Consider the following 22,161-nt stretch of genomic DNA (forward strand, 5'->3'; position numbering starts at 1 on the left):
AGTAGCCATGGCGACCGCAGCGGCAACACAGAACCAGCGTATCCGGATCCGGCTGAAGGCGTTCGATCACCGTCTGATCGATCAGTCCGCCCGGGAAATCGTGGATACCGCGAAGCGGACCGGGGCCCACGTCTGTGGCCCCATCCCGCTTCCGGTCAAGAAGGAGCGGTTTACCGTGCTGACCTCGCCGCACGTCAATAAGGACGCGCGGGACCAGTACGAGATCCGCACCCACAAGCGGCTGATGGACATCATCGACCCGACGGACAAGACGGTCGACGCGCTGATGAAGCTCGACCTGGCCGCCGGTGTCGACGTTCAGATCAAGCTCTACTGACACGTCGAGCCGCCGTATCGACAACGACCGGCGGTGACCGGCGCTCCGGCCGGCAAGCGGCGGGCCGCCCCGCAGGGGCTGCGCGCCGTGCGCCCGCCGGAGTCTATTCGTTCCCGGTGAGCTAGATCCGGGCAGAGAGATTTTGAGGAGACGCGGACGATGGCAATTGGAATCGTCGGTCGCAAGCGCGGCATGACGCGTGTTTTTACCGAAGAAGGGGGCTCGATCCCGGTGACCGTCGTCGAGGCGGACCCGAATCGCGTCACCCAGGTGAAGACCGAGGAGAGTGACGGCTACCGCGCCGTGCAGGTGACCGCCGGCCGGCGCAAGCCGCAGCGCGTGCGCAAGCCCGAGGCGGGGCATTTCGCCCGCGCCGGGGTCGAGGCCGGCCGCGGCGTGTGGGAGTTCCGGCTGGACAAGGGCCAGCGCGCCACGGACGAGGAGCTGCCGGAGGCCGGTGCCTCCATCGAAGTGGGCAGCTTTGAGGCCGGCCAGAAGGTCGACGTCACCGGCACCAGCAAGGGCCGGGGCTTCGCGGGTACGGTGCGTCGGCATAACTTCCGGGCCCAGCGCAACACCCACGGCAACTCGAAGTCGCACCGGGTCCCGGGTTCCATCGGCCAGTGCCAGAGCCCCGGGCGCGTGTTCAAGGGCAAGAAGATGGCCGGGCAGATGGGCAATCGGCGCGCCACCGTCCAGAACCTGGAGGTCGTGCGCGTGGATAGCGAGCGCAACCTGCTGCTCATCCGGGGTGCTGTCCCCGGGGCCGTCGGCAGCGACCTGATCGTCCGTCCGGCGAGCAAGGCGTAAGAGGTGACAGGGGGAGCCATGGAGCTCAAGCTCAGTAACGAAAAGGGCGAAGCGGCAGGCCAGCTCGAGGTCTCGGATCAGACCTTCGACGCGCCGTTCCGCGAATCGCTCGTCCACCAGGTGGTTACCGCCCACCTCGCCGGGGCGCGTGCCGGGACCAAGGCACAGAAGACGCGCAGCGAGGTCGCCGGCGGTGGCAAGAAGCCCTGGCGTCAGAAAGGCACGGGCAACGCGCGTGCCGGCACCATCCGCAGCCCGCTGTGGCGCGGCGGCGGCCAGACCTTCGCGGCTAAACCGCGGGACTTCTCGCAGAAGGTCAACCGCAAGATGTACCGCGGCGCCATGCGCTCGATCCTGTCCGAGCTGGCCCGCCAGGACCGCCTGGTGGTCGTCCAGCAGCTGACGGTCGACGCGCCCAAGACCCAGGCGCTCAAGGCGCGCCTGGACGGGCTCGGCGTGAGCGAGGGGTTGATCGTGGTCGACGAGATCGACACCAACCTCGAACTTGCCGCCCGTAACCTGCCGCGCCTGGGCGTGGTTGACGCCGCCGGCGTCGATCCGGCGAGCTTGGTCGGCGCCGAGCGGGTGGTGATCACCGAGTCCGCCATCCGCCGTGTCGAGGAGTGGCTGTCATGAACCAGGAAAGACTCTATACCGTGCTTCGTGGCCCGCACATCTCCGAGAAGAGCACGGTCATCGCCGACGGCGCCGGCCAGGTGGTCTTCCAGGTGGCGCCCGACGCCAACAAGAAGGAAATCAAGGCCGCCGTCGAAAAGCTGTTCGATGTGCAAGTCACCGGCGTGCGCACGGTCAACGCCAAGGGCAAGCGCAAGCGCTTCGGCATGATCCGTGGCCGCCGCCGGGATTGGAAGAAGGCATACGTCACCCTCGCCGAGGGACAGGACATCGACTTCCTCGGTGGGGAGTAAGGAGAGCCAGTCATGGCACTAGTCAAGAGCAAGCCGACGTCTCCGGGCCGGCGCTTCGTCGTCAAGACGAAAGACGCCCGGCTGCACCAGGGTGGGCCTTATGAGCCCCTGGTGGTGCAAAAGACCAAGTCCGGCGGGCGCAACAGCGACGGCCGCATCACCACGCGCCATCGTGGCGGTGGTCACAAGCAGCGCTACCGCCTGATTGACTTCAAGCGGAACAAAACCGGGGTGCCGGGCAAGGTCGAACGACTCGAGTACGACCCGAATCGTTCCGCGAATATCGCTCTGGTCCTTTATCAAGACGGCGAGAGAAGGTATATTATCGCGCCTCGTGGCGTTGAACCTGGCTCGCCGATCCAGAGCGGGCGCGACGCCGCCATCAAGCCGGGCAACGCCCTGCCGCTGCGCAACATCCCGGTCGGTACGCAGGTGCACTGCGTCGAGCTCAAGCCCGGTAAGGGGGCGCAGCTCGCCCGCTCAGCCGGTGCCAGCGTGCAGATCGTCGCCCGCGAAAGCGGTATGGCGACCCTGCGCCTTCGCTCAGGCGAGATGCGCCGCGTTCCCGCCGACTGCATGGCGACGGTGGGCGAGGTTGGCAACGCCGAGCACAGCCTGCGCAACCTCGGCAAGGCGGGCGCCAAGCGCCACCTGGGCGTGCGTCCGACCGTCCGTGGTGTCGCCATGAACCCGGTTGATCACCCGCACGGCGGCGGCGAGGGCCGCACCGCAGGCGGGCGTCACCCGGTCTCGCCGTGGGGTATGCCCACCAAGGGGCATAAGACCCGCAAGAACAAGCGCACCGATAAGTACATCGTGCGCCGACGGAAGCGTTGAGGGGTAAAGAATCGTGCCACGCTCGACCAAGAAAGGGCCGTTCATCGACCACCACCTGCTGAAGAAGGTGGAAGAGGCGAATGCCAACAACAGCAAGCGGCCGATCAAGACCTGGTCGCGTCGCTCGGTGGTGATGCCGGATATGGTCGGGCTCACCATCGCCATCCACAACGGGCGCCAGCATGTTCCCGTGCTGATCAACGAGAACATGGTTGGCCACAAGCTGGGCGAGTTTGCGGCGACGCGTACCTTCCGCGGCCACGCCGCGGACAAGAAGTCGAAGCGATAACGGGAGCGCGCCATGGAGACCCAAGCAAAACTGCGTTTCTCGCGTGTCTCGCCGCAAAAGGCCCGGCTTGTTGCCGATCAGATTCGCGGGCTGCCGGTGGACGACGCGCTGCGGACCCTCGAGTACAGCCCGCGCAAGGCCGCGGAGATCGTGCGTAAGGTGCTCGAGTCGGCGGTTGCGAACGCAGAGCACAATGATGGTGCCGACATCGACGAGCTGCGCGTAGCGCGGATCATGGTCGATGAGGGCCCGACGATGAAGCGAATTCAGCCGCGCGCCAAAGGGCGTGCCAACCGAATCCTCAAGCGGACCAGCCACATTACCGTGGCGGTCGCCGAGGACTGAAGCGGATCAAGCGAGAGAGGCCGGCATGGGAAACAAGACCCATCCCACGGGGTTTAGGCTGGGCGTCACCGAAGACTGGCGTTCCATGTGGTACGCCGATAGCGCGAACTTCGGCAAGTACCTCAACACCGACCTGGAGGTGCGGGAGTTCATTCGTGAGCGCCTGAAGAACGCCTCCGTGAGTCGCATCCAGATCGAGCGCCCGGCGAAGAACGCCCTGGTTACGATCCATACCGCCCGCCCGGGCATCGTGATCGGCAAGAAGGGTGAGGACATCGATCGGCTTCGCGGTGAGGTGGCGGCCCGGATGGGCGTGCCGGTGCACATCAATATCGAGGAGATCCGCAAGCCGGAGGCCGACGCCAACCTGGTGGCCGAGGGCATCGCCGGGCAGCTGGAGCGCCGCGTCATGTTCCGGCGGGCCCTCAAACGGGCTGTCGGCAACGCCCAGCGCGTCGGCGCCCAGGGGATCAAGGTGCAGGTTTCGGGGCGGCTGAACGGCTCCGAGATCGCCCGGACCGAGTGGTATCGCGAGGGCCGCGTGCCGCTGCACACCCTCCGTGCGGACATCGACTACGGCTTTGCCGAGGCGATGACCACGTACGGCGTCATCGGTGTGAAGGTCTGGATCTTCAAGGGCGAGATCATCGACACCGACAACGAAGGGGCCCCTGCCGAGCGCGTCAAGCGCGCCGCGGCTGCCCAGGGCTGAGCGGACGGGAGCGCGTAAGCGATGTTACAGCCGAAACGGACCAAGTACCGCAAGAAGCAAAAGGGCCGCTGCTCGGGCCTCGCGACCCGCGGTGATCGCGTGAGCTTCGGCGAGTTCGGCCTCAAGGCAACCACTCGCGGACCCATCACCTCGCGGCAGATCGAGGCCGCGCGGCGTGCGATCAACCGCTACATCCGCCGCGGCGGCAAGATCTGGATCCGGGTCTTCCCGGATAAGCCGGTCACTGAAAAGCCGCTCGAGGTCCGGATGGGCAAGGGCAAGGGCAACGTGGATCACTGGTGCGAGCCGATCGCGCCCGGTCGCGTCCTCTATGAGATCGAGGGCGTGTCCGAGGAAGTCGCCCGCGAGGCCTTCCGGCGCGCGGCGGCGAAGCTGCCGGTGAAGACCACCTTCGTGAACCGGACGGTGATGTGATGAAGGCGAGCGAGCTGCGCGAAAAGAAAACCGAGGAACTCGAGAACGAGCTGCTCGAGCGCCGCAAGGAACAGTTCAATCTGCGGATGCAGAAGGCCAGCGGTCAGCTGGCCCGGACCGATCAGCTCGGCAAGGTGCGCCGCGACGTCGCGCGCATCAAGACCGTGCTCAACGAGCGTAAGCGTGCGGAGCGGCAGGCATGAGTGAAGAGAAAAACACCCGCACCGTGAACGGGCGCGTGGTCAGCAACAAGATGGACAAGACCCTCACCGTGCTGGTCGAGCGCCGCGTGAAGCACCCGCTGTACGGCAAGTTCATCCGGCGGTCGACCAAGCTCCACGCCCACGATGAGCAAAACGAGGGGCGCGAAGGCGACTGGGTCTCCATCCAGGAGTGCCGTCCGCTGTCGAAGAACAAGACCTGGCGGCTGGTGAAGGTGCTGGAGCGGGCCGCGAGCTAAGCGCGCGGAAGTGCCCCGCAAGGGGGCGAGCAAGAACAAGAGCGGGTGAAGCGTCATGATCCAGATGGAAAGCCTCCTCAAAGCGGCGGACAACAGCGGCGCCCGGCAGGTGCAGTGCATCAAGGTGCTGGGCGGCTCCAAGCGCCGCTATGCGGGGATTGGTGATATCGTCAAGGTCAGCGTCAAGGACGCGATCCCGCGGGGGCGCGTCAAAAAGGGCGAGGTCTACAACGCTGTAGTCGTCCGCAGCAAGCGAGGCGTGCGCCGGGCCGACGGGTCGAAGATCCGTTTTGACGGCAACGCGGCGGTGCTGCTGAACAACAATCTGCAGCCGATCGGCACGCGTGTCTTTGGCCCGGTGACCCGTGAGCTGCGCAACGAGCGCTTCATGCGGATCATTTCCCTGGCGCCCGAAGTACTGTAGGCGAGGTCATCATGCGCAAGATTCGTACGGGCGACGAGGTCATCGTCATCGCCGGAAAAGACAAGGGGCGTCGTGGCCGGGTGTCCCGGGTGATCCCCGACAAGGACCGCGTTGTCGTCGAGAACGTCAACATGGTCAAGCGGCACACGCGCGGGAACCCGATGCAGGGCACCACCGGCGGGATTATCGAGAAAGAGGCACCGATCCACATCTCGAATGTGGCGATCTACAACCCCGAGACGGAGCAGGCCGATCGCGTCGGCGTCCGCTGGGAGGGGGATCGCAAGGTGCGTTATTTCAAGTCCAACCAGCAGCTGATTGACGCCTGAGGGGGCTGGAATGGCGACGTTGCGAAAGCTTTATCAGGAAGAGGTCACTCCGGCCCTGCAGGAGCGATTCGGGTACCAGAACGTGATGCAGGTGCCCCAGCTGCAGAAGATCGTGATCAACATGGGGCTGGGTGAGGCCACCAAGGACAAGAAGATCCTGGAGGCCGCGCAGGAGGACCTGGCCAAGATCAGCGGGCAGAAGCCGATCGTCACGCGGGCGCGCAAGTCCGTGGCGGGCTTCAAGATCCGTGAGGGCTGGCCGATCGGCTGCAAGGTCACGCTGCGCCGCGAGCGGATGTACGAGTTCCTCGAGCGCTTCATCCACGTGGCGGCCCCGCGGGTCCGCGACTTCCGTGGGTTCTCGCCGCGGTCGTTTGACGGGCGCGGTAACTACAACCTCGGTATCCGGGAGCAGCTGATCTTCCCGGAGATCGACTACGACGAAATCGATCGGGTGCGCGGCATGGACATCACGGTGTCCACCACCGCTCGCACCGACGCGGAAGGGAAGGCCCTGCTCGAAGGGTTCGGCTTCCCCTTCCGGACCTAACGTCCAGAGGAGCAGCGCAGATGGCCAAGAACTCCATGGTTGAGCGCGACCGAAAGCGCCGCAAGCTGGCACAGAAGTACGCTGCCAAGCGCGAGCGGCTCAAGGCGATTATCGACAGCCCTGAGTCGAGCGTCGAGGAGCGCTTCGAAGCGCAGCTCAAGCTACAGCAGATCCCGCGCAACGCCAGCCCCGTGCGCCAGCGTAACCGCTGCGCCAAGTCGGGCCGGCCGCGGGGGTATTACCGCAAGTTCGGGCTGGCCCGCAATGAGCTGCGTCGGGCGGCCATGAACGGCGAGATCCCGGGCCTGACCCTCTCGAGCTGGTAAGGGGATAGACGATGAGCATGACCGATCCCATTGCCGACATGCTGACCCGGGTACGGAACGCGCACCACGCCGAGAAGGCGGACGTGCGTATGCCGTCCTCGAAGCTCAAGCGGGCGATTGCCGCCGTCCTCCAAGAGGAGGGCTACATCGAGGGTTACCGCGAGGTCGGGGAAGAGAAAAAGCCGGTCCTGGAGGTCACGCTCCGGTACCACGAGGGTCAGCCGGCAATCCGCGAAATCCAGCGTTACAGCCGGCCGGGTCTGCGGGTCTACCGCGGTCGTGACGAGCTGCCGCGCGTGCGCAACGGGCTGGGCACCGCCATTATCTCCACGTCCAAGGGCGTGATGAGCGATGGTCAGGCCCGCGCGCAGGGGCACGGCGGCGAGGTACTCTGCTGGGTCTTCTAGACAGGACGGGCAATCATGTCGAGAGTCGCAAAGGCACCCGTGGAGGTCCCCTCCGGCGTGGAGGTGACGCTCCAGGGTAACGACATTCAGGTCAAGGGCCCCAAGGGCCAGATGGCGTGGCGCTGCCACCGCCTGGTTTCTCTGAATCAGGAGGACGGCACGCTCACCTTCGAGCCCCGGCAGCAGAGCACCCGCGCGGTGGCGCTGACCGGTACGACGCGGGCCCTGGTGAGCAACATGGTGATCGGCGTCAGCGAGGGATTCGAGCGTCGCCTCGAACTCAAGGGCGTCGGGTACCGGGCGCAGGTCCAGGGCAACACCCTGCACCTCACGCTCGGGTTCTCGCACCCGGTGTACCACGAGATCCCCGAGGGCGTAACGATCGAGTGCCCCTCGCAGACGGAGGTCGTGGTCAAGGGCGCCGACAAGCAGCAGGTTGGCCAGGTGGCCGCCCAGATCCGAGGCTATCGCCCGCCGGAGCCCTACAAGGGCAAGGGTGTACGCTACGCCGACGAGCGGGTGGTCCTCAAAGAAGCCAAGAAGAAGTAGGCGGTGGGGACGAAGATGGACAAGAACACAGCACGCATGCGGCGCGCGCGCAAGAGCCGCGGGCGCATCCGCGACGCCGGTGCCTACCGGCTCTCGGTCCACCGCACGCCGCGCCATATCTACGCACAGGTGCAGCAGCCGGACGGCGCGAAGACCCTGGCGGCTGCTTCCACGGTGGAGCCCTCCCTGCGTCAGCGCAGCGAGGGGACCGGCAACGTGAGCGCCGCCCAAGAGGTGGGCCGGCTGATCGCCGAGCGCGCCAAGGCGGCCGGCGTCGAGCAGGTGGCATTCGATCGTGCCGGCTACCAGTACCACGGCCGCGTGCAGGCGCTGGCCGAGGCCGCGCGTGAAGCCGGACTGAAGTTTTAGGCTAGGGGCTAAGAAGCTATGGCGAACGGTGAACAAACCGGCGCGGACGGGCTCCGCGAAAAGCTGATCACGATCAACCGCGTGGCGAAGGTGGTCCAGGGCGGCCGCCAGTTCGGCTTCACGGCGCTGACCGTGGTCGGTGACGGCGAGGGGCGAGTCGGGTTCGGTTACGGCAAGGCCCGCGAGGTCCCCGCAGCGATCCAGAAGGCAATGGAGCGGGCGCGCGGCGGGATGCGCACCGTGCCGCTGGATGGCCCGACCCTGCGCTACCCAGTGACCCACTTCCACGGGTCGAGCAAGGTCTTCATGAAGCCGGCCTCGCCGGGTACCGGCATTATCGCCGGCGGCGCCATGCGCGCGGTCTTCGAGGTGCTCGGCGTGCAGGACGTGCTGGCCAAGTCGGTCGGCTCGCGCAACCCGATCAACGTGGTGCGCGCCACGGTCGACGGGCTGGCCTCGATGGACTCCCCCGAGGCAGTCGCTGCCCGGCGGGGCAAGAGTGTCGAAGAGATTACGGGCTGATCATGGCTAACCAGAAGAAGCTCCAGGTAACGCTGCGGCGCAGCGTCCACGGCCGGCTGCAGAAGCACCGCCAGTGCGTGCGCGGCCTCGGCCTGCGCCGGATGCACCAGACTGTCCTGGTCGACGACACCCCGGAGAATCGCGGAATGATCCGGAAGGTGTCCTATATGCTGGAAGTTCAGGAGGCGTAAATGCGGCTCAATCAACTGTCGCCGAGCCCGGGCAGCCGGCCGGAGGCCAAGCGCGCCGGACGCGGTGCGGGCAGCGGCCTGGGCAAGACGGCCGGTCGCGGTCACAAGGGTCAGCACAGCCGCAGTGGCGGCTTCCACAAGGTCGGCTTCGAAGGCGGCCAGATGCCGCTGCAGCGCCGGGTGCCGAAGTACGGCTTCTCCTCGCAGAAAAGCCTGCGTACCGCGGAGGTTCGCCTCCACGAGATCGCCCGCGTCGACGGTGATACGGTGGACCTTTCGGCGCTGCACAAGGCCGGCGTCGTGCGCAAGAACATGCGCTACGTCAAGGTTATCGCCTCGGGCACCATCGACCGCGCAGTGACCGTGCGTGGCGTCAAGGTGACCCAGGGCGCCCGCAAGGCGATCGAGGCGGCCGGCGGCCAAGTCGTCGAGGAGGGTTAAGTTGGGACGTCCAGGTGGTGCCGCAGGGGCCCTCGGTGGGATGGGACGTCTCACCGAGGTTCGTCAGCGTCTGCTTTTCGTACTGCTCGCGCTGATCATCTACCGCATCGGTACCCACATCACGATCCCGGGTATCGATCCGGCGGCGCTCGAGCAGATGGTCGAGCAGCAGCGCGGCACCATCCTGGAGATGTTCAACATGTTCGCCGGCGGGGCGTTGGAGCGACTCTCCATCTTCGCCCTCGGCGTCATGCCCTATATCTCGGCGGCGATCATCATGCAGCTGCTCACGGCGGTGGTGCCGTCGCTCGAGCGGCTGAAGAAGGAGGGGGAGGCCGGCCGGCGCAAGATCACGCAGTACACGCGCTACGGCACGCTCGGGCTGGCCACCTTCCAGGGCATCGGCATCAGTATCGCGCTGCAGGGGCAGGGTGTGGCCGCCATGCCCGGGCCGGCGTTTGTATTTATCTCCACGGTGACCCTGGCCACCGGCGTGATCTTCTTGATGTGGCTTGGTGAGCAGATCACCGAGCGGGGCATCGGCAACGGTATCTCGATCATCATCTTCGCCGGCATCGTCGCCGGCCTGCCCGGCGCGCTGGGTGGCACGCTCGAACTGCAGCGTACCGGCGAGCTGGGTACCGCGACGATCCTGCTGCTGCTGATCATGGCCGCGGCGGTGACCGCGTTCATTGTCTTCATCGAGCGGGGGCAGCGGCGGATCACCGTGCAGTACGCCAAGCGCCAGCAAGGGCGCAAGATGTACGCCGCGCAGCAGAGCCACCTGCCGCTGAAGCTGAACATGGCGGGCGTGATCCCGCCGATCTTCGCCTCGAGCATCATTCTCTTCCCGGCCACGGTCGGGCAGTGGTTCGGCGATGCCGAGGGGCTGGGCTTTATCGGAGACATCGCCGCGACGCTCTCGCCGGGGCAGCCGATCTATGTGGCGCTTTACGCCGCGGCGATCATCTTCTTCTGCTTCTTCTACACGGCGCTGGTGTTCAACTCGCGGGACACCGCCGACAACCTGAAGAAGTCGGGGGCGTTCATCCCCGGGATCCGTCCCGGCGAGCAGACCTCCCGGTACATCGATCAGGTGCAGAGCCGGCTCACTTTCGTCGGTGCGCTCTACATCACCGCCGTCTGCCTGATGCCGGAGTTCCTGATCCTGTACTGGAACGTGCCGTTCTACTTCGGCGGCACCTCGCTGCTGATCAGCGTCATCGTGGTCATGGACTTCATGGCGCAGCTGCAGTCGCACCTGGTCTCGCACCAGTACGAGCCGCTGATGAAGAAGGCCAACCTCAAGGGGCACACCCGGCCTGGCGGCGGGATGCTGCGCTGAATCGATAAAACTGGCTGCGGGGTGGCATCCGGGCGCGCGGACTGGTATCCTTTCGCGCCTTTGGGTCGCCCGTGAGCGGCCGCGCTCGGAGTATTGGAGAGACGACCATGAAAGTCAGGGCATCGGTCAAGCGGATTTGCCGCAACTGCAAGATCGTGAAGCGGCGCGGGACCGTGCGGGTCATCTGCACGGAGGCGCGGCACAAGCAACGCCAGGGCTGAATCCGGACCGGCGAGCACCGGCGGATCGACCCGGCACCCAACAAGCGCGAATCACGGGAGAGTTGGCCCCATGGCCCGAATCGCAGGAATCAACATACCGACACACAAGCACGCGTGGGTCGCGCTGACCTCGATCTACGGGATCGGCCGCACGCGTGCCCTGAGCATCTGTGAAGCGGCCGGCGTGCCGCATGACCGGCGCGTCCGCGATCTCAATGACGCCGAGGTCGAGGCGCTGCGGCAGGAAGTCGGCAACTACGTTATCGAGGGCGATCTGCGCCGCTCGGTGGCGATGGACATCAAGCGCCTGATGGACCTCGGCTGCTACCGGGGCATGCGGCACCGCCGCGGCCTGCCGGTGCGTGGGCAGCAGACGCAGACCAACGCGCGTACGCGCAAGGGTCCGCGTCGGGGCCCCGCCAGCCGCTGATCGGGTAGGCAACATTCAACGCGTGGGCCGGATCGGCACCGCGTTCGGAGCGAACACGGGAACAAAGACCTATGGCGAAGGCATCCAGCCGCGGTGGCGGCAAGAAGAAAGTCAAGCGCACAGTCAGTGATGGTGTCGCGCACATCAACGCGACCTTCAACAACACGCTGATCACCATCACCGACCGGCAGGGCAACGCGTTGTCCTGGGCGAGCGCCGGCGGCAGCGGCTTCAAGGGGTCGCGCAAGAGCACGCCCTTCGCTGCCCAGGTGGCGTCGGAGACCGCCGCGCGTGCCGCGCAGGATTACGGTCTCAAGAACCTGGAGGTTCGCGTCAAGGGGCCTGGCCCCGGGCGCGAGTCCGCCGTGCGTGCGCTCAACGCGGTCGGGTACCGGATCACCAACATTTCCGACGTCTCGCCCATCCCGCACAACGGTTGCCGGCCGCCCAAGAAGCGGCGGGTCTGAGGAGGAAGCGCTCGCCATGGCGAAGTATATTGGTCCCAAGTGCAAACTGGCGCGCCGCGAGAAAACCGACCTGTTCCTGAAGAGCGGCGTCCGGTCCATCGACACCAAGTGCAAGCTCGAGCAGCCCCCGGGGCAGCACGGGCAGCGCCGCGGCGGCCGCATGTCCGACTACGGCCTTCAGCTGCGTGAGAAGCAGAAGGTCCGTCGCATGTACGGCATCATGGAGCGGCAGTTCCGCAACTACTACAAGGAAGCCGCCCGCCGTAAGGACGCCACCGGCACCGCGCTGCTGCAGCTGCTCGAGAGCCGCCTGGACAACGTCTGCTACCGGATGGGTTTTGGCAGCACCCGCGCGGAGGCGCGGCAGCTGGTCAATCACCGCGGCATCCTGGTCAACGGCCGGGTGGTTAACATCCCGTCGTACCAGGTCAAGCCGGGCGACACCGTCTCCGTCAAGGAGAAGGCCAAGAGCCAGCTGCGCATTCAGGCCGCCCTCGAGCTGGCGCAGCAGAACGGCTGGGCGCCCTGGGTCGACGTCGACGCCACCAAGATGGAAGGCGTCTTCAAGCAGGCCCCGGACCGCGCCGATCTGTCTCAGGAAATCAACGAATCGCTGATCGTCGAGCTGTACTCGAAGTAACAGCCGCAACTGCAAGGTGTCGTCCATGAAGGGGTACCTGAAGGACTTTCTTAAGCCGCGCTCGGTCGAGATCGAGCCGCTCTCGGACAACCGCGCCAAGGTCGTCCTGGAGCCGCTGGAGCGGGGCTTTGGCCATACGCTGGGCAACGCCCTGCGGCGGCTGCTGCTCTCGTCGATGCCCGGGACCGCGGTCACCGAGGTGGAGATCGAGGGCGTCCAGCACGAGTACACGGCGGTCGAGGGCATCCACGAAGACACCGTGGATATCCTGCTCAACCTCAAGGATCTCGCCGTGCGGCTCAACGAGCGCGACTCGGTGACGCTCAGCGTCGAGAAGCAGGGGCCAGGCGCCGTGACGGCGGCGGACATCGCCACCGACCACGACGTGGAGATCAAGAACCCGGATCTTCACATCGCTACGATCACGCACGAGCAGCCGTTCAAGGCGTCGCTGAAGATCGAGCGGGGGCGTGGCTACCTGCCGGTCACCGCGCGCGAAGAAGAGGACACCCGCACCATCGGCCACCTGGCCCTGGATGCGAGCTTCAGCCCGGTGCGCCGCGTCTCGTACGCGGTCGAGAGTGCGCGTGTCGAGCAGCGTACCGACCTCGACAAGCTGGTCCTCGATGTCGAGACCAACGGCGTGGTCACGCCCGAGGAGGCGGTCAAGTTCGCCGCCAGCCTGCTGCGTGATCAGCTTTCGGTCTTCATCGACCTCGAAGGCGGGCTGCTGGAGGCCGGCGAAGAGCAGGAGGAGCCGGAGATCGATCCCGTCCTGCTGCGCCCGATCGACGACCTGGAGCTCACCGTCCGCTCGGCCAACTGCCTCAAGGCGGAGAGCATCCACTACGTCGGCGACCTGGTCCAGCGCACCGAGGTTGAGCTGCTCAAGACGCCGAACCTCGGCAAGAAGTCGCTCAACGAGATCAAGGACACCTTGGCCGAGCACGGGCTGTCGCTGGGCATGCAACTCGATAACTGGCCGCCGCCGTCCCTCGGGGACCGCGCCCGTATCGCCGGCTAAACTGTCAAAGGATCAACGTCATGCGCCATCGTAAAGCCGGACGTCACCTCAACCGTGACAACTCGCACCGCAAGGCGATGTTCAAGAACCTCGCCGCCGCGCTCTTCCGCGAGGAAGAGATCCGCACCACCGTGCCCAAGGCGAAGGAGCTGCGGCGTGTCGCCGAGCCGCTGATCACCCTGGCCAAGGAAGACACCACGGCGAACCGCCGTCTGGCCTTTGCACGGCTGCGCGACAAGGAGATGGTCACCAAGCTCTTCGAGGAGCTGGGGCCGCACTTCAAGGAGCGCCCGGGCGGCTACATGCGCATCCTGCGCTGTGGCTTCCGCAAGGGCGACGGCGCGCCGATGGCCCTCGTCCAACTCGTCGACCGGGAAGAGGCGATCGCCGCCCGGCGTGAGTCGGAAGAGGACGCCGAGGAAACGGCCGAGGCGTAACGCCTTGCGCACCGGGGTGAACCAGCGTGCTCGCCCCGGTGCCGTCTTCCTGTTCACGGATTACACCCACCTCGGGCCCTATGTGGGCCACCTCCATGCACGGCTGCGCCAGGCCTTCGACTCGGCCCCCGAGGTCGTTGACCTGATGCACGACGCTCCGGCTTTCCGCCCGGACTGTGCCGCCTACCTGCTTGCCGCCAACCTCAAGTACCTGCCACCGGACGCGGTGGTGCTAGCCGTGGTCGACCCCGGTGTCGGCACGGAGCGCGGCGGGCTGGCCCTGCGCGCCGACGGACGCTGGCTGATCGGTCCGGACAACGGGCTGTTCGCTGTCGCGGCGCGCGACTTCGCGGATGTCCAAGCGTACTGCCTGCCGCCGCCACCGCCGGGCACCCCGGCGACGTTCCACGGCCGCGACGTTTTCGCCGATGCCGCCGCCGAGGTGGCGGTTACGGACCGGCCGCCGCGTGGGTCGGAGGCGGTGGAGACCTGGGTCGGCCACAGGTGGCCGCGGGACTGGGACGCCCTGATCTACACCGACGGCTTCGGTAATCTGATCAGTGGCCGGCGTGGCGAGACCGCGCCGGACCAGGCGGAGCTCGTTGTCGGCGGCGAGCGCCTGGCGCGGGCGGCGAGGTTCGCTGACGTCCCCGCAGGCACGGCGTTCTGGTACGTCAACGCGCTGGGCCTGGTCGAAGTGGCGGTGAACAGCGGCTCCGCGGCGCAGCGCCTGGCCCAGGGGCCCGGGGCGGTGCTGGACTGGCGGGCGCGCGGCTAGCCTCTGCTACAATCGGCCCCCCGGCCCGGGTCGGCAGGCAGGGCCCGGCGGGCATTACAACGGATCGAGGAGAGAGCCATGAAGACACCCGTGCGAGTCGCGGTGACCGGGGCGGCCGGCCAGATCGGCTACAGCCTGCTCTTTCGCATCGCCGCCGGCGAGATGCTCGGCAAGGATCAGCCGGTGATCCTCCAGCTGCTTGAGATCCCGCAGGCCCAAGAGGCGCTGCAGGGCACCGTGATGGAGCTCGAGGACTGCGCCTTCCCGCTGGTCGCCGGCATCGTCGCCACCGACAGCGCCGAGGAGGCCTTTCGCGAGGCCGACTACGTCCTGCTCGTCGGCGCCAAGCCCCGCGGCCCCGGCATGGAGCGCAAGGATCTGCTCGAGGCCAACGCGGCGATCTTCTCGGCCCAGGGTCAGGCGCTGAACGCCGTGGCCAAGCGCGACGTGAAGGTCCTCGCGGTGGGCAACCCGGCCAACACCAACGCGCTGATCACCCAGCGCAACGCGCCGGATCTTGACCCGCGCAACTTCACGGCCATGACCCGCCTCGACCACAACCGCGCGCTGGCGCAGCTCGCCAACAAGGTTGGCTGCCATTCCACGGAGATCCACGGCCTGGCCGTGTGGGGCAACCACTCGGCGACGCAGTACCCGGATATCAGCCACTGCACCATCCAGGGGACTCCGGCCGGCGAGCAGGTTGATCACGCCTGGGTGAAGGACACGTTCATCCCCACCGTGCAGCAGCGCGGCGCGGCGATCATCAAGGCTCGCGGGGCCTCCAGCGCCGCCTCCGCTGCCAGTGCCGCCATCGACCACATGCGCGAGTGGGCGCTGGGCACGCCCGAGGGCGAGTGGACGAGCATGGCCGTGCCCTCCGATGGCAGTTACGGCATCGAGCCCGGGCTCATCTACTCCTTCCCGGTGACCTGTCGGAGCGGGGACTACGAGATCGTGCAGGGGCTGTCCGTGGACGAGTTCAGCCGCGCACGCATGGACGAGACCGCCGCCGAGCTCGCCGAGGAGCGCGGCGCGGTGGCGCATCTGCTGCCCTGAGCGGAAGCGGACGGCAACGCCCGGGGAGGGCCGCCATGGAACGCAACCAGGAGACTTGGCAGGTCGCCGTGATGCCCGGCGACGGGATTGGCCCGGAGGTCATGGCCGCCACCCGCCACGCCCTGGAGGCCCTCCCCGGGCCCCGGTTGGCGCTGACCGAGCTGGGCTGGCCCGCCCACGCCTGGCACCGCGCTCACGGTGAGATGATGCCCGCCGACTGGCGCGAGCAACTGGTCGGCTACGACGCATTGCTCCTCGGCGCCCTCGGGGACCCCGGGCCTGCCGACGATCCGGGGCGCTACCTGCTGCCCGATGGCGTCTCGCTGGCGCCGCTGCTGCAGCTGCGCAAGGGGCTCGATCTTTGGGCCTGTGAGCGCCCGGCGGTGCCCATGGCCGGCGCCCCCATGCCCCTGTCCGACCCGCGCGCCCTGCACACCGATCTGCTCGTCATCCGCGAGAACAGCGAAGGCGAATACGTCGACCAGGGCGGCCGGCTGGCCGCCGGCACCCCCCGCGAGACCGCCACCCAGCTCGAGGTCTTCACCCGCGCCGGTACCGAGCGCATCATCCGCCACGCCTTCGAGCGGGCCACCCGGCGGGCCGAGGAGCGCCGTCAGGGGCTGCGCGCGCCGCGCTATGCGGCCGGTGACGGCGGTGCGGACGGCGCCGTTTGCGTGGTCACCAAACGCAACGCCGTGCAATACGCCGGCGAGCTCTGGAGCGAGGTCTTCGCCGAGGTCGCCGCCGACTACCCGGAGATCGCCACCCACCACGAGCTCATCGACGCCTGCTGCATGAAGTTCGTCAGCCAGCCGTGGCAGTTCGACGTGGTCGTGGCCAGCAACCTCCACGGCGACATCCTCACCGACCTAGCCGCAGTGCTCGCCGGCGGCATGGGCGTTGCCCCCTCGGCCAACCTCAACCCCGCCGACCGCAGCGTGCCGCCGCTCTTCGAGCCCACCCACGGCAGCGCCCCGGACATCGCCGGTGGCGACCGCGCCCACCCGGCGGCCATGCTGCTGACCGCCGCCGCTATGCTGGAATGGATGGGTGAGGTCGATCCGCAGGCTGCCCGTGCCGCCGTGCAGCTCCACCGCGCCGTGGCCGACGACATCGCCGAGCACGGCATGAGCGGGCGCGGCTGCGCCGACGTCGGCCGCGCCGTGGCGCAACGCATCCGGACGGCCGGAGCGCCGTCCGCGTAGACGGAGGCTGAGTCCATGCGACTGCACTTCCACGGGGCCACCCGCGAGGTGACCGGTTCCTGCATGCTGCTCGAGGTCGGTGACCACCGCGTGCTCATCGACTGCGGCCTGATCCAGGGCGGGGGCAAGCAGGAGGCACGCAACCGAGCGCCGTTCCCCTTCGATCCGGGCAGCCTCGACGCCGTGATCCTCACCCACGCCCATCTGGATCACAGCGGTCGCCTGCCGCTGCTACGAGCCGCCGGCTACCAGGGGCCAATCCACACCCACAGCGCCGGGGCCGCGCTGGTGGACATCCTCCTGCGCGACGCCGCCTTCCTCGCCGAGCGCGACGCCGCCATCGAGAACAAGAAACGCCGCCGCCGCCACGACGAGCCGGTGGAGCCCACCTACACCGTGGCGGATGCCGAGCAGGCCATCGACGCCCTGGTCGGCCACGCCTACGACGAACCGTGGCAGCCGGTGCCCGGCGTCACCGTGCGCCTGCGCGATGCCGGGCACATCCTCGGCTCGGCCATCGTCGAGATGTGGCTCGAGGCCGGCGGCGAGCGCCGCAAGGTGGTCTTCTCCGGCGACCTCGGCTATGCCGGCGCGCCGATCCTCCGCGACCCGGCACAGGTCGGCGACGCCGACCTGCTGGTCATGGAGAGCACCTACGGCGACCGCGACCACCGCTCCTGGGAGGAGACCTGGGCCGAACTCGGCGAGATCATCCGCAATGCCCGCGCCTCCCGCGGCAACATCCTGGTGCCGGCGTTTGCCGTCGGGCGCACCCAGGAGCTGCTCTACATCCTCGCCCGGCACTACGAGGAGTGGGAACTGGGCGACTGGAGCGTCTTCCTCGATAGCCCCATGGCCATCGAGGCCACCAAGGTCTACGCCCGCTTCCCGGAGCTCTACGACGCCGAGACCGCCGCCTTCTACGCCGAGCCGGAGAACCACCGCTTCCAGTTGCCCAACCTGCGCCTGACCCCGCAGGCCGAAGACTCCATGGCCATCAACCGGGTCCAGTCCGGGGCGCTGATCATCGCCGGCTCAGGGATGTGCAACGGCGGGCGCATCCGCCACCACTTCAAGCACAACCTGTGGCGGCGCAACTGCAACGTGATCATGGTCGGCTTCCAGGCCCAGGGCACGCCCGGGCGCGCGCTGGTCGACGGCGCCAGGGAGTTGACCTTGTGGGGCGAACCGGTGCGCGTCGGCGCCACCGTGCACACCGTCGGCGGGCTTTCCGCCCACGCCGGGCGCTCGGAGCTGATCGCCTGGGCCGAGCACTTCGCCAATGGGCCGCGGGTGGCCCTGGTTCACGGCGAGTCCGGCGCCATGGACAGCCTCGCCGAGGCCCTGGGCAGCCGCGACTTCGGCGTCGAGACTCCCGAAGAGGGCGCGCATATCGACCTGCTTCAGCTGCCGGGGCGCAGCGCGGAACCGCCCGCGGCGTACTAATTTGGTCCACAGGGGGCCGTCGCTGCGGCGGCCCTGCAGTCAACGGCCGGGAACGGCCGAGCGGAGGACACGCACCATGAGCGACGCGCACAAGACCGGAGCTATCTCCCCGCTGCTCAAGCAGTCCAGCGAGGTTGTCGCCGAACGCGGCGAGGGTGCCTACATCATCGGCACCGACGGGCGCCGCTACCTCGATTTCACCTCGGGCATCGGCGTCACCGCCACCGGACACTGCCATCCCAAGGTGGTCGAAGCGGCCCAGCGCCAGGCCGCCACCCTGGTCCACGGCCAGTACGCCATCGTCCGCCACCCGCCTATGGTCCGTCTTGCCGAGCGCCTGGGCGAGATCATGCCCGGCGCGATCGACCGTATCTTCTTCTCCAATGCTGGCACCGAGGCGTGCGAGACCGCCCTGCGCCTGGCCCGCCAGGCCACCGGCCGGCCCAACATCATCGTCTTCCAGGGCGGCTTCCATGGACGTACCATGGGCTCGCTTTCGATGACCTCCTCGAGCGTGGGCCTGCGCGCCGGCGTGCAGCCGATGATGGGCGGCACCGTGTTCGCGCCGTTCCCGAATGCCCGGCGCTACGGCTGGGACGACGAGGAGACCGCCGAGTTCTGCCTGCGTGAGCTCGACCACATCCTGGCCACGCAGTCGAGCCCGGCGGAGTCGGCGGCCTTCTTCGTCGAGCCCATCCAGGGCGAGGCCGGCTACATCCCGGCCGGGCGGACCTTCATGCAGGGGCTGCGTGAGCGGGCCGATCGCCACGGTATGCTGCTCATCGCCGATGAGGTGCAGAGCGGCTACGGGCGCAGCGGGGCCTTCTGGGCCCACAGCCACTTCGACGTGGAGCCCGACGTGGTGGTCACGGCCAAGGGGCTGGCCAGTGGCTTCCCGCTCTCGGCCGTGGCCGCGCCGGAAGCGATCATGGAGCGCGGCTGGCCGGCCTCCCAGGGCGGCACCTACGGCGGCAACGCGGTCGCCTGCGCCGCAGCGCTGGCGACGCTGGAGGTCATCGAGGAAGAGGGCTTGGTGGAGAACGCCCGCGAGCAGGGTGCGCATCTGCGCCGCCGGCTCGACGCCCTGTGTGCCGAGGAGCCGGCCATCGCCCACGTCCAGGGCATGGGCCTGATGCACGGCACCGAGCTGGTGGACGAGCAGGGGCGCCCGGATGGTGATCGCGCCGCGCGGGTACTCAAGGCCATGGAAGAGCGTGACGTGCTGATGATCCGCTGCGGGCCGCAGGGGCAGATCGTGCGCTGGCTGCCGCCGCTGATCGTCACCCGCGAGGAGGTCGACCGGGCGGTGGACACCTTTGCGGAGGCGCTGCGCGCCACGGCCTGAGCCGGTGCGATGGCGATACCCGAACCGATTTCCTGGAGGTGAGCGGAGTCATGGATCTCTCTTCGATCCGCAACGCGTACCGGCGCTACGCGCGGTACTACGACGGCTTTTTCGGGCGCATCTTCGCGCCGGGGCGCAAGTTCACGATGCAGTATCTCAACGCCGAGCCGGACCGGCGCATCCTCGAGGTGGGGGTCGGGACGGGGATCTCGCTGCCGGAGTACCGGCGGGATGTCTCCATCGTCGGCGTCGATGTCAGCCCGGATATGCTCGATATCGCCCATCGCCGGGTGGCAGAGCAGGGGCTGGAGCACGTGGAGTCGCTCCACGAGATGGATGCCGAGGCGCTGGATTTCCCGGACGATTCGTTCGATGTGGTGGTGGCGATGTACGTCGCCTCGGTAGTGCCGAACCCGGATCGATTGGTGGATGAGTGCCGTCGGGTCTGCCGGCCCGGGGGCGAGATCTTCATCATCAATCACTTCGCCTCGCAGCATCCGGTGCTCCGGGGGTTCGAGAAGACGATTCGGCCGTTGTCGAAGCTGCTCGGGTTCCGTACGGACATGGAGTTGGATGATCTGCCGCAGCGCCCGGGCTTTGAGTGCCTCGGGGTGCATCCGGCGTACTTCTTCGGGTACTGGAAGCTGGTCCATTACCGCAATGGTTCGTCGGCGGAGTCGGCGCCGGTGGAGGAGCCGGAGGAGGAGCTGGCGACCGCCAGTTGAGCTACGGCCGCTACCCGGTCAGGAGGTCCCGGTCGGGAGGCCGGTCCGCGGTGGCGGCCGAAGATCGCGCCCCGCCTTTCGGCGGGGTTTAGGACGCCGTGAACAGGTCGCGATAGATCCGTTCCACGGCGGCGGCCTCGTCATCGGTTAGTTGCGCGAACTCCCTGGTGCGGGCTCGTTTGGAGAGCTGTCCCTCGTTCTGCTGAAGAAAGCGGAAAAGCAGATCCAGCGTCGTATCCGGCATGTCCACGATCTGTTCTGCGCGACGGCAGAAGGAATCGTACCGGCGCAGGAAACGCGCCTCTTCCGGCAGGTCGCGCTCGATGGTGCGATGCACGCAGCGGTAGAGAAACTCTGCGTGAGGGGTTGCATCGAAGAAGCGGTAAAAGTCCGCGGTATCGTTGAGCACCTCGACGTTGCCACCGTCCGTCGGCCGCCAGTCAACCACCGGGAGCAGGCGCCGAGAGTAGTCTTCCAGGACGTGCCGGTAACGGTCGATCTCTTCGAGCATGACGGCCGAAACAGGAAACACCACCCCCGGCGGATTGAAACCGCGCTCGGCGAGCATATGGTGGATCAGGTAGCGATGGATCCGCCCATTGCCGTCCTCAAACGGATGCGCGTAGATAAAGCCGAAGGCGAGCACGGCCGCAGCAATCACCGGGTCAAGCGCGCTGGCCGCTTCTTGATCGAATGCGATCATGCCGGAGACCAGATCGGGCAAGTCCTCCGGCCGCGCGCTGATGTGCTCGGGCAGCGGGCGTAAGCCGGGATGCTCTCGAGTGCCGACGAAACCGCCCTCAGTGCGTAGACCGAGTTTCACGAACCGGGCATCGCCGATGACAAGGGACTGGAGGCGAAGCAGCTCCTCGATATCGATCGGGTGTCGCCCGGCCTCCCCGATGGCCCGGCCCCAGCGCTGGATACGATCCTGCGGCGGTTTCTCGCCTTCGATGGCGTAGCTCGAGCGCGAGTCCTTCAGGAGCAGGAAGGCCGCCGTGCGCGAGAGGATATGCTGGGGCACCTCATCCAGTACCTTGCGAGCCCGCAGGGCTAGGTCGCGATCGACCATCTCGCGGAGTGTATCCGTGTGGAAAACGAGAGGGCAGAACGACGGGGTCCCCGGGAGATTGTTGCGCACACGATGACGCTTCGACACCTTACCCGCGCCCGCCCACTGCAGGTTGGGATCCACTGCGGGGACGTAGTTCCCGCGCGTGGCATCGTTCAGCGGCAATCGGCTCCCGAGCAGCCACTCGTAAAGGAACCAGACCCTTCGTGCATATGACCCCGTTGGCTTGGAGCGGACCCATCCCGCGATTGGCTCCGGACCGACCGTTTGGAAGAGTCGCTTCAGCACAGCGAGATCGAGACCTTCGTGCTTGAGCGCGAAGGTCAGGTGGCTTTCAAGGGTCGCGGGCGGGCGGTGGCGCGGTGTCAGCAGTTCCCAGCCGCCCTCGCTGTAGACCCTGTGGCGCTCGGCGGCAGCTCGAAGCTTCCGCGGCCACGGGACCTGCAGGTCGTATGCATCGATCAGCGCGGCATAGCCTACTGGCGTAGCACGCTCAGGAAGCCGTAGCCCACGAAAGATGGTTACAGCCCCTGAAAAGCGTTGTTCTGAGCGTTTTTCCATGAAGAACGATTATGAGATCGGTCCACTCCGTGGGCAAGCGCGATACGCCGGAGTGTCCTCTGTGGGGTGGCAAAACTTGGGTGGTTATTCCCCGGTCAGGAGGCCGGTCCGCGGTGGCGGCCGAAGATCGCGCCCCGCCTGTCG

Annotated in this window: 35 protein-coding genes; 34 read left to right on the forward strand and 1 reads right to left on the reverse strand. The window is 67.4% G+C overall.

The features are described from left to right. Nucleotides 1-7 precede the first annotated feature (7 nt). From rpsJ to LRG10_RS12475, 34 genes are all read left to right on the forward strand, one after another. Nucleotides 8-337, forward strand: a complete 330-nt coding sequence (rpsJ, locus tag LRG10_RS12310; protein WP_011813658.1) for a 30S ribosomal protein S10 — start codon at nt 8-10, stop codon at nt 335-337. 159 nt (nt 338-496) lie between these two features. Next, nucleotides 497-1,147, forward strand: a complete 651-nt coding sequence (gene rplC / locus LRG10_RS12315) for a 50S ribosomal protein L3 (RefSeq protein ID WP_201169236.1) — start codon at nt 497-499, stop codon at nt 1,145-1,147. An 18-nt stretch (nt 1,148-1,165) separates the two neighbouring features. Then, nucleotides 1,166-1,783 carry a 50S ribosomal protein L4 gene (gene rplD / locus LRG10_RS12320; protein WP_201241653.1) on the forward strand — a complete coding sequence of 206 codons (618 nt, stop codon included), beginning with the start codon at nt 1,166-1,168 and terminating at the stop codon, nt 1,781-1,783. Then, nucleotides 1,780-2,076, forward strand: a complete 297-nt coding sequence (rplW, locus tag LRG10_RS12325; RefSeq protein ID WP_011813655.1) for a 50S ribosomal protein L23 — start codon at nt 1,780-1,782, stop codon at nt 2,074-2,076. The genes rplD and rplW overlap by 4 nt, the downstream gene beginning before the upstream one ends. A 12-nt stretch (nt 2,077-2,088) precedes the next feature. After that, nucleotides 2,089-2,913: a 50S ribosomal protein L2 gene (rplB, locus tag LRG10_RS12330; RefSeq protein WP_201169233.1), complete on the forward strand. Its 825-nt coding sequence runs from the start codon at nt 2,089-2,091 to the stop codon at nt 2,911-2,913. Between the two features lie 13 nt (nt 2,914-2,926). Continuing rightward, a complete protein-coding gene (gene rpsS / locus LRG10_RS12335; protein WP_201169231.1) occupies nt 2,927-3,202 on the forward strand; it encodes a 30S ribosomal protein S19 in 276 nt (91 codons plus the stop codon). A 12-nt stretch (nt 3,203-3,214) separates the two neighbouring features. Continuing rightward, a complete protein-coding gene (rplV, locus tag LRG10_RS12340; RefSeq protein WP_201169229.1) occupies nt 3,215-3,547 on the forward strand; it encodes a 50S ribosomal protein L22 in 333 nt (110 codons plus the stop codon). Between the two features lie 25 nt (nt 3,548-3,572). Continuing rightward, nucleotides 3,573-4,259 (forward strand): 30S ribosomal protein S3, encoded by a 687-nt coding sequence (gene rpsC, locus LRG10_RS12345; RefSeq protein WP_201169217.1) that lies wholly within the window; start codon nt 3,573-3,575, stop codon nt 4,257-4,259. 21 nt (nt 4,260-4,280) lie between these two features. Then, entirely contained in the window at nt 4,281-4,694 is a 414-nt protein-coding gene (rplP, locus tag LRG10_RS12350) for a 50S ribosomal protein L16 (protein ID WP_201169213.1), read from the forward strand. After that, complete coding sequence (gene rpmC, locus LRG10_RS12355) at nt 4,694-4,897, forward strand: 50S ribosomal protein L29 (protein WP_011813649.1); 204 nt, start codon at nt 4,694-4,696, stop codon at nt 4,895-4,897. Before rplP ends, rpmC begins: the two co-directional genes overlap by 1 nt. Continuing rightward, nucleotides 4,894-5,154, forward strand: a complete 261-nt coding sequence (gene rpsQ / locus LRG10_RS12360; protein WP_201169211.1) for a 30S ribosomal protein S17 — start codon at nt 4,894-4,896, stop codon at nt 5,152-5,154. The genes rpmC and rpsQ overlap by 4 nt, the downstream gene beginning before the upstream one ends. Nucleotides 5,155-5,209: 55 nt before the next feature. After that, nucleotides 5,210-5,578 carry a 50S ribosomal protein L14 gene (rplN, locus tag LRG10_RS12365; protein WP_201169208.1) on the forward strand — a complete coding sequence of 123 codons (369 nt, stop codon included), beginning with the start codon at nt 5,210-5,212 and terminating at the stop codon, nt 5,576-5,578. Between the two features lie 11 nt (nt 5,579-5,589). Next, a complete protein-coding gene (gene rplX / locus LRG10_RS12370) occupies nt 5,590-5,907 on the forward strand; it encodes a 50S ribosomal protein L24 (protein WP_201169206.1) in 318 nt (105 codons plus the stop codon). A gap of 10 nt (nt 5,908-5,917) precedes the next feature. Next, nucleotides 5,918-6,457, forward strand: coding sequence for a 50S ribosomal protein L5 (gene rplE / locus LRG10_RS12375; protein WP_201169204.1), 540 nt, complete (start codon nt 5,918-5,920; stop codon nt 6,455-6,457). Nucleotides 6,458-6,477: 20 nt separating this feature from the next. Beyond that, on the forward strand, nt 6,478-6,783 hold the full coding sequence (rpsN, locus tag LRG10_RS12380; protein ID WP_201169201.1) for a 30S ribosomal protein S14: 306 nt from the start codon (nt 6,478-6,480) through the stop codon (nt 6,781-6,783). 11 nt (nt 6,784-6,794) lie between these two features. Continuing rightward, nucleotides 6,795-7,190, forward strand: a complete 396-nt coding sequence (rpsH, locus tag LRG10_RS12385; RefSeq protein ID WP_011813643.1) for a 30S ribosomal protein S8 — start codon at nt 6,795-6,797, stop codon at nt 7,188-7,190. A gap of 15 nt (nt 7,191-7,205) precedes the next feature. Beyond that, nucleotides 7,206-7,739 (forward strand): 50S ribosomal protein L6, encoded by a 534-nt coding sequence (gene rplF, locus LRG10_RS12390; protein ID WP_201169199.1) that lies wholly within the window; start codon nt 7,206-7,208, stop codon nt 7,737-7,739. 15 nt (nt 7,740-7,754) lie between these two features. Continuing rightward, the gene (gene rplR, locus LRG10_RS12395) at nt 7,755-8,108 is read left to right on the forward strand and encodes a 50S ribosomal protein L18 (protein ID WP_201169196.1); all 354 of its coding nucleotides are present in this window, start codon (nt 7,755-7,757) and stop codon (nt 8,106-8,108) included. Nucleotides 8,109-8,126: 18 nt separating this feature from the next. After that, entirely contained in the window at nt 8,127-8,630 is a 504-nt protein-coding gene (rpsE, locus tag LRG10_RS12400; RefSeq protein WP_011813640.1) for a 30S ribosomal protein S5, read from the forward strand. 2 nt (nt 8,631-8,632) lie between these two features. Next, complete coding sequence (rpmD, locus tag LRG10_RS12405; RefSeq protein WP_011813639.1) at nt 8,633-8,821, forward strand: 50S ribosomal protein L30; 189 nt, start codon at nt 8,633-8,635, stop codon at nt 8,819-8,821. Continuing rightward, nucleotides 8,822-9,262 (forward strand): 50S ribosomal protein L15, encoded by a 441-nt coding sequence (gene rplO / locus LRG10_RS12410; RefSeq protein ID WP_201169193.1) that lies wholly within the window; start codon nt 8,822-8,824, stop codon nt 9,260-9,262. 40 nt (nt 9,263-9,302) lie between these two features. Further along, on the forward strand, nt 9,303-10,607 hold the full coding sequence (gene secY / locus LRG10_RS12415; protein ID WP_201169190.1) for a preprotein translocase subunit SecY: 1,305 nt from the start codon (nt 9,303-9,305) through the stop codon (nt 10,605-10,607). A 107-nt stretch (nt 10,608-10,714) separates the two neighbouring features. Further along, nucleotides 10,715-10,828, forward strand: a complete 114-nt coding sequence (rpmJ, locus tag LRG10_RS12420) for a 50S ribosomal protein L36 (RefSeq protein WP_201169187.1) — start codon at nt 10,715-10,717, stop codon at nt 10,826-10,828. A gap of 70 nt (nt 10,829-10,898) precedes the next feature. Further along, nucleotides 10,899-11,258 carry a 30S ribosomal protein S13 gene (gene rpsM / locus LRG10_RS12425; RefSeq protein ID WP_201169184.1) on the forward strand — a complete coding sequence of 120 codons (360 nt, stop codon included), beginning with the start codon at nt 10,899-10,901 and terminating at the stop codon, nt 11,256-11,258. Between the two features lie 71 nt (nt 11,259-11,329). Continuing rightward, nucleotides 11,330-11,725, forward strand: coding sequence for a 30S ribosomal protein S11 (rpsK, locus tag LRG10_RS12430; protein ID WP_201169181.1), 396 nt, complete (start codon nt 11,330-11,332; stop codon nt 11,723-11,725). Nucleotides 11,726-11,741: 16 nt separating this feature from the next. Then, nucleotides 11,742-12,365, forward strand: a complete 624-nt coding sequence (gene rpsD, locus LRG10_RS12435) for a 30S ribosomal protein S4 (protein WP_201169178.1) — start codon at nt 11,742-11,744, stop codon at nt 12,363-12,365. A 25-nt stretch (nt 12,366-12,390) separates the two neighbouring features. Further along, nucleotides 12,391-13,389 carry a DNA-directed RNA polymerase subunit alpha gene (gene rpoA / locus LRG10_RS12440; protein ID WP_201169176.1) on the forward strand — a complete coding sequence of 333 codons (999 nt, stop codon included), beginning with the start codon at nt 12,391-12,393 and terminating at the stop codon, nt 13,387-13,389. A 20-nt stretch (nt 13,390-13,409) separates the two neighbouring features. Beyond that, nucleotides 13,410-13,826, forward strand: a complete 417-nt coding sequence (rplQ, locus tag LRG10_RS12445) for a 50S ribosomal protein L17 (protein WP_201169174.1) — start codon at nt 13,410-13,412, stop codon at nt 13,824-13,826. A gap of 4 nt (nt 13,827-13,830) precedes the next feature. Beyond that, nucleotides 13,831-14,604, forward strand: a complete 774-nt coding sequence (locus LRG10_RS12450) for an S-adenosyl-l-methionine hydroxide adenosyltransferase family protein (protein ID WP_238635714.1) — start codon at nt 13,831-13,833, stop codon at nt 14,602-14,604. A gap of 78 nt (nt 14,605-14,682) precedes the next feature. After that, the gene (locus tag LRG10_RS12455; protein WP_238635715.1) at nt 14,683-15,663 is read left to right on the forward strand and encodes a malate dehydrogenase; all 981 of its coding nucleotides are present in this window, start codon (nt 14,683-14,685) and stop codon (nt 15,661-15,663) included. 35 nt (nt 15,664-15,698) lie between these two features. After that, nucleotides 15,699-16,868 (forward strand): isocitrate/isopropylmalate dehydrogenase family protein, encoded by a 1,170-nt coding sequence (locus LRG10_RS12460; protein ID WP_238635716.1) that lies wholly within the window; start codon nt 15,699-15,701, stop codon nt 16,866-16,868. A 15-nt stretch (nt 16,869-16,883) separates the two neighbouring features. After that, complete coding sequence (locus tag LRG10_RS12465; RefSeq protein WP_238635717.1) at nt 16,884-18,314, forward strand: MBL fold metallo-hydrolase; 1,431 nt, start codon at nt 16,884-16,886, stop codon at nt 18,312-18,314. A 76-nt stretch (nt 18,315-18,390) separates the two neighbouring features. Next, on the forward strand, nt 18,391-19,659 hold the full coding sequence (locus tag LRG10_RS12470) for an aspartate aminotransferase family protein (protein WP_238635718.1): 1,269 nt from the start codon (nt 18,391-18,393) through the stop codon (nt 19,657-19,659). A 50-nt stretch (nt 19,660-19,709) separates the two neighbouring features. Continuing rightward, nucleotides 19,710-20,384 carry a class I SAM-dependent methyltransferase gene (locus tag LRG10_RS12475; RefSeq protein ID WP_238635719.1) on the forward strand — a complete coding sequence of 225 codons (675 nt, stop codon included), beginning with the start codon at nt 19,710-19,712 and terminating at the stop codon, nt 20,382-20,384. Between the two features lie 88 nt (nt 20,385-20,472). Here the strand turns inward: LRG10_RS12475 and LRG10_RS12480 are convergent, their stop codons facing one another. Beyond that, complete coding sequence (locus tag LRG10_RS12480; protein WP_238635720.1) at nt 20,473-21,456, reverse strand: Fic family protein; 984 nt, start codon at nt 21,454-21,456, stop codon at nt 20,473-20,475. Nucleotides 21,457-22,161: the final 705 nt, after the last annotated feature.

Source organism: Halorhodospira sp. 9628, from assembly GCF_022228075.1.
In the GTDB taxonomy this organism is placed as follows: domain Bacteria; phylum Pseudomonadota; class Gammaproteobacteria; order Nitrococcales; family Halorhodospiraceae; genus Halorhodospira; species Halorhodospira halophila_A.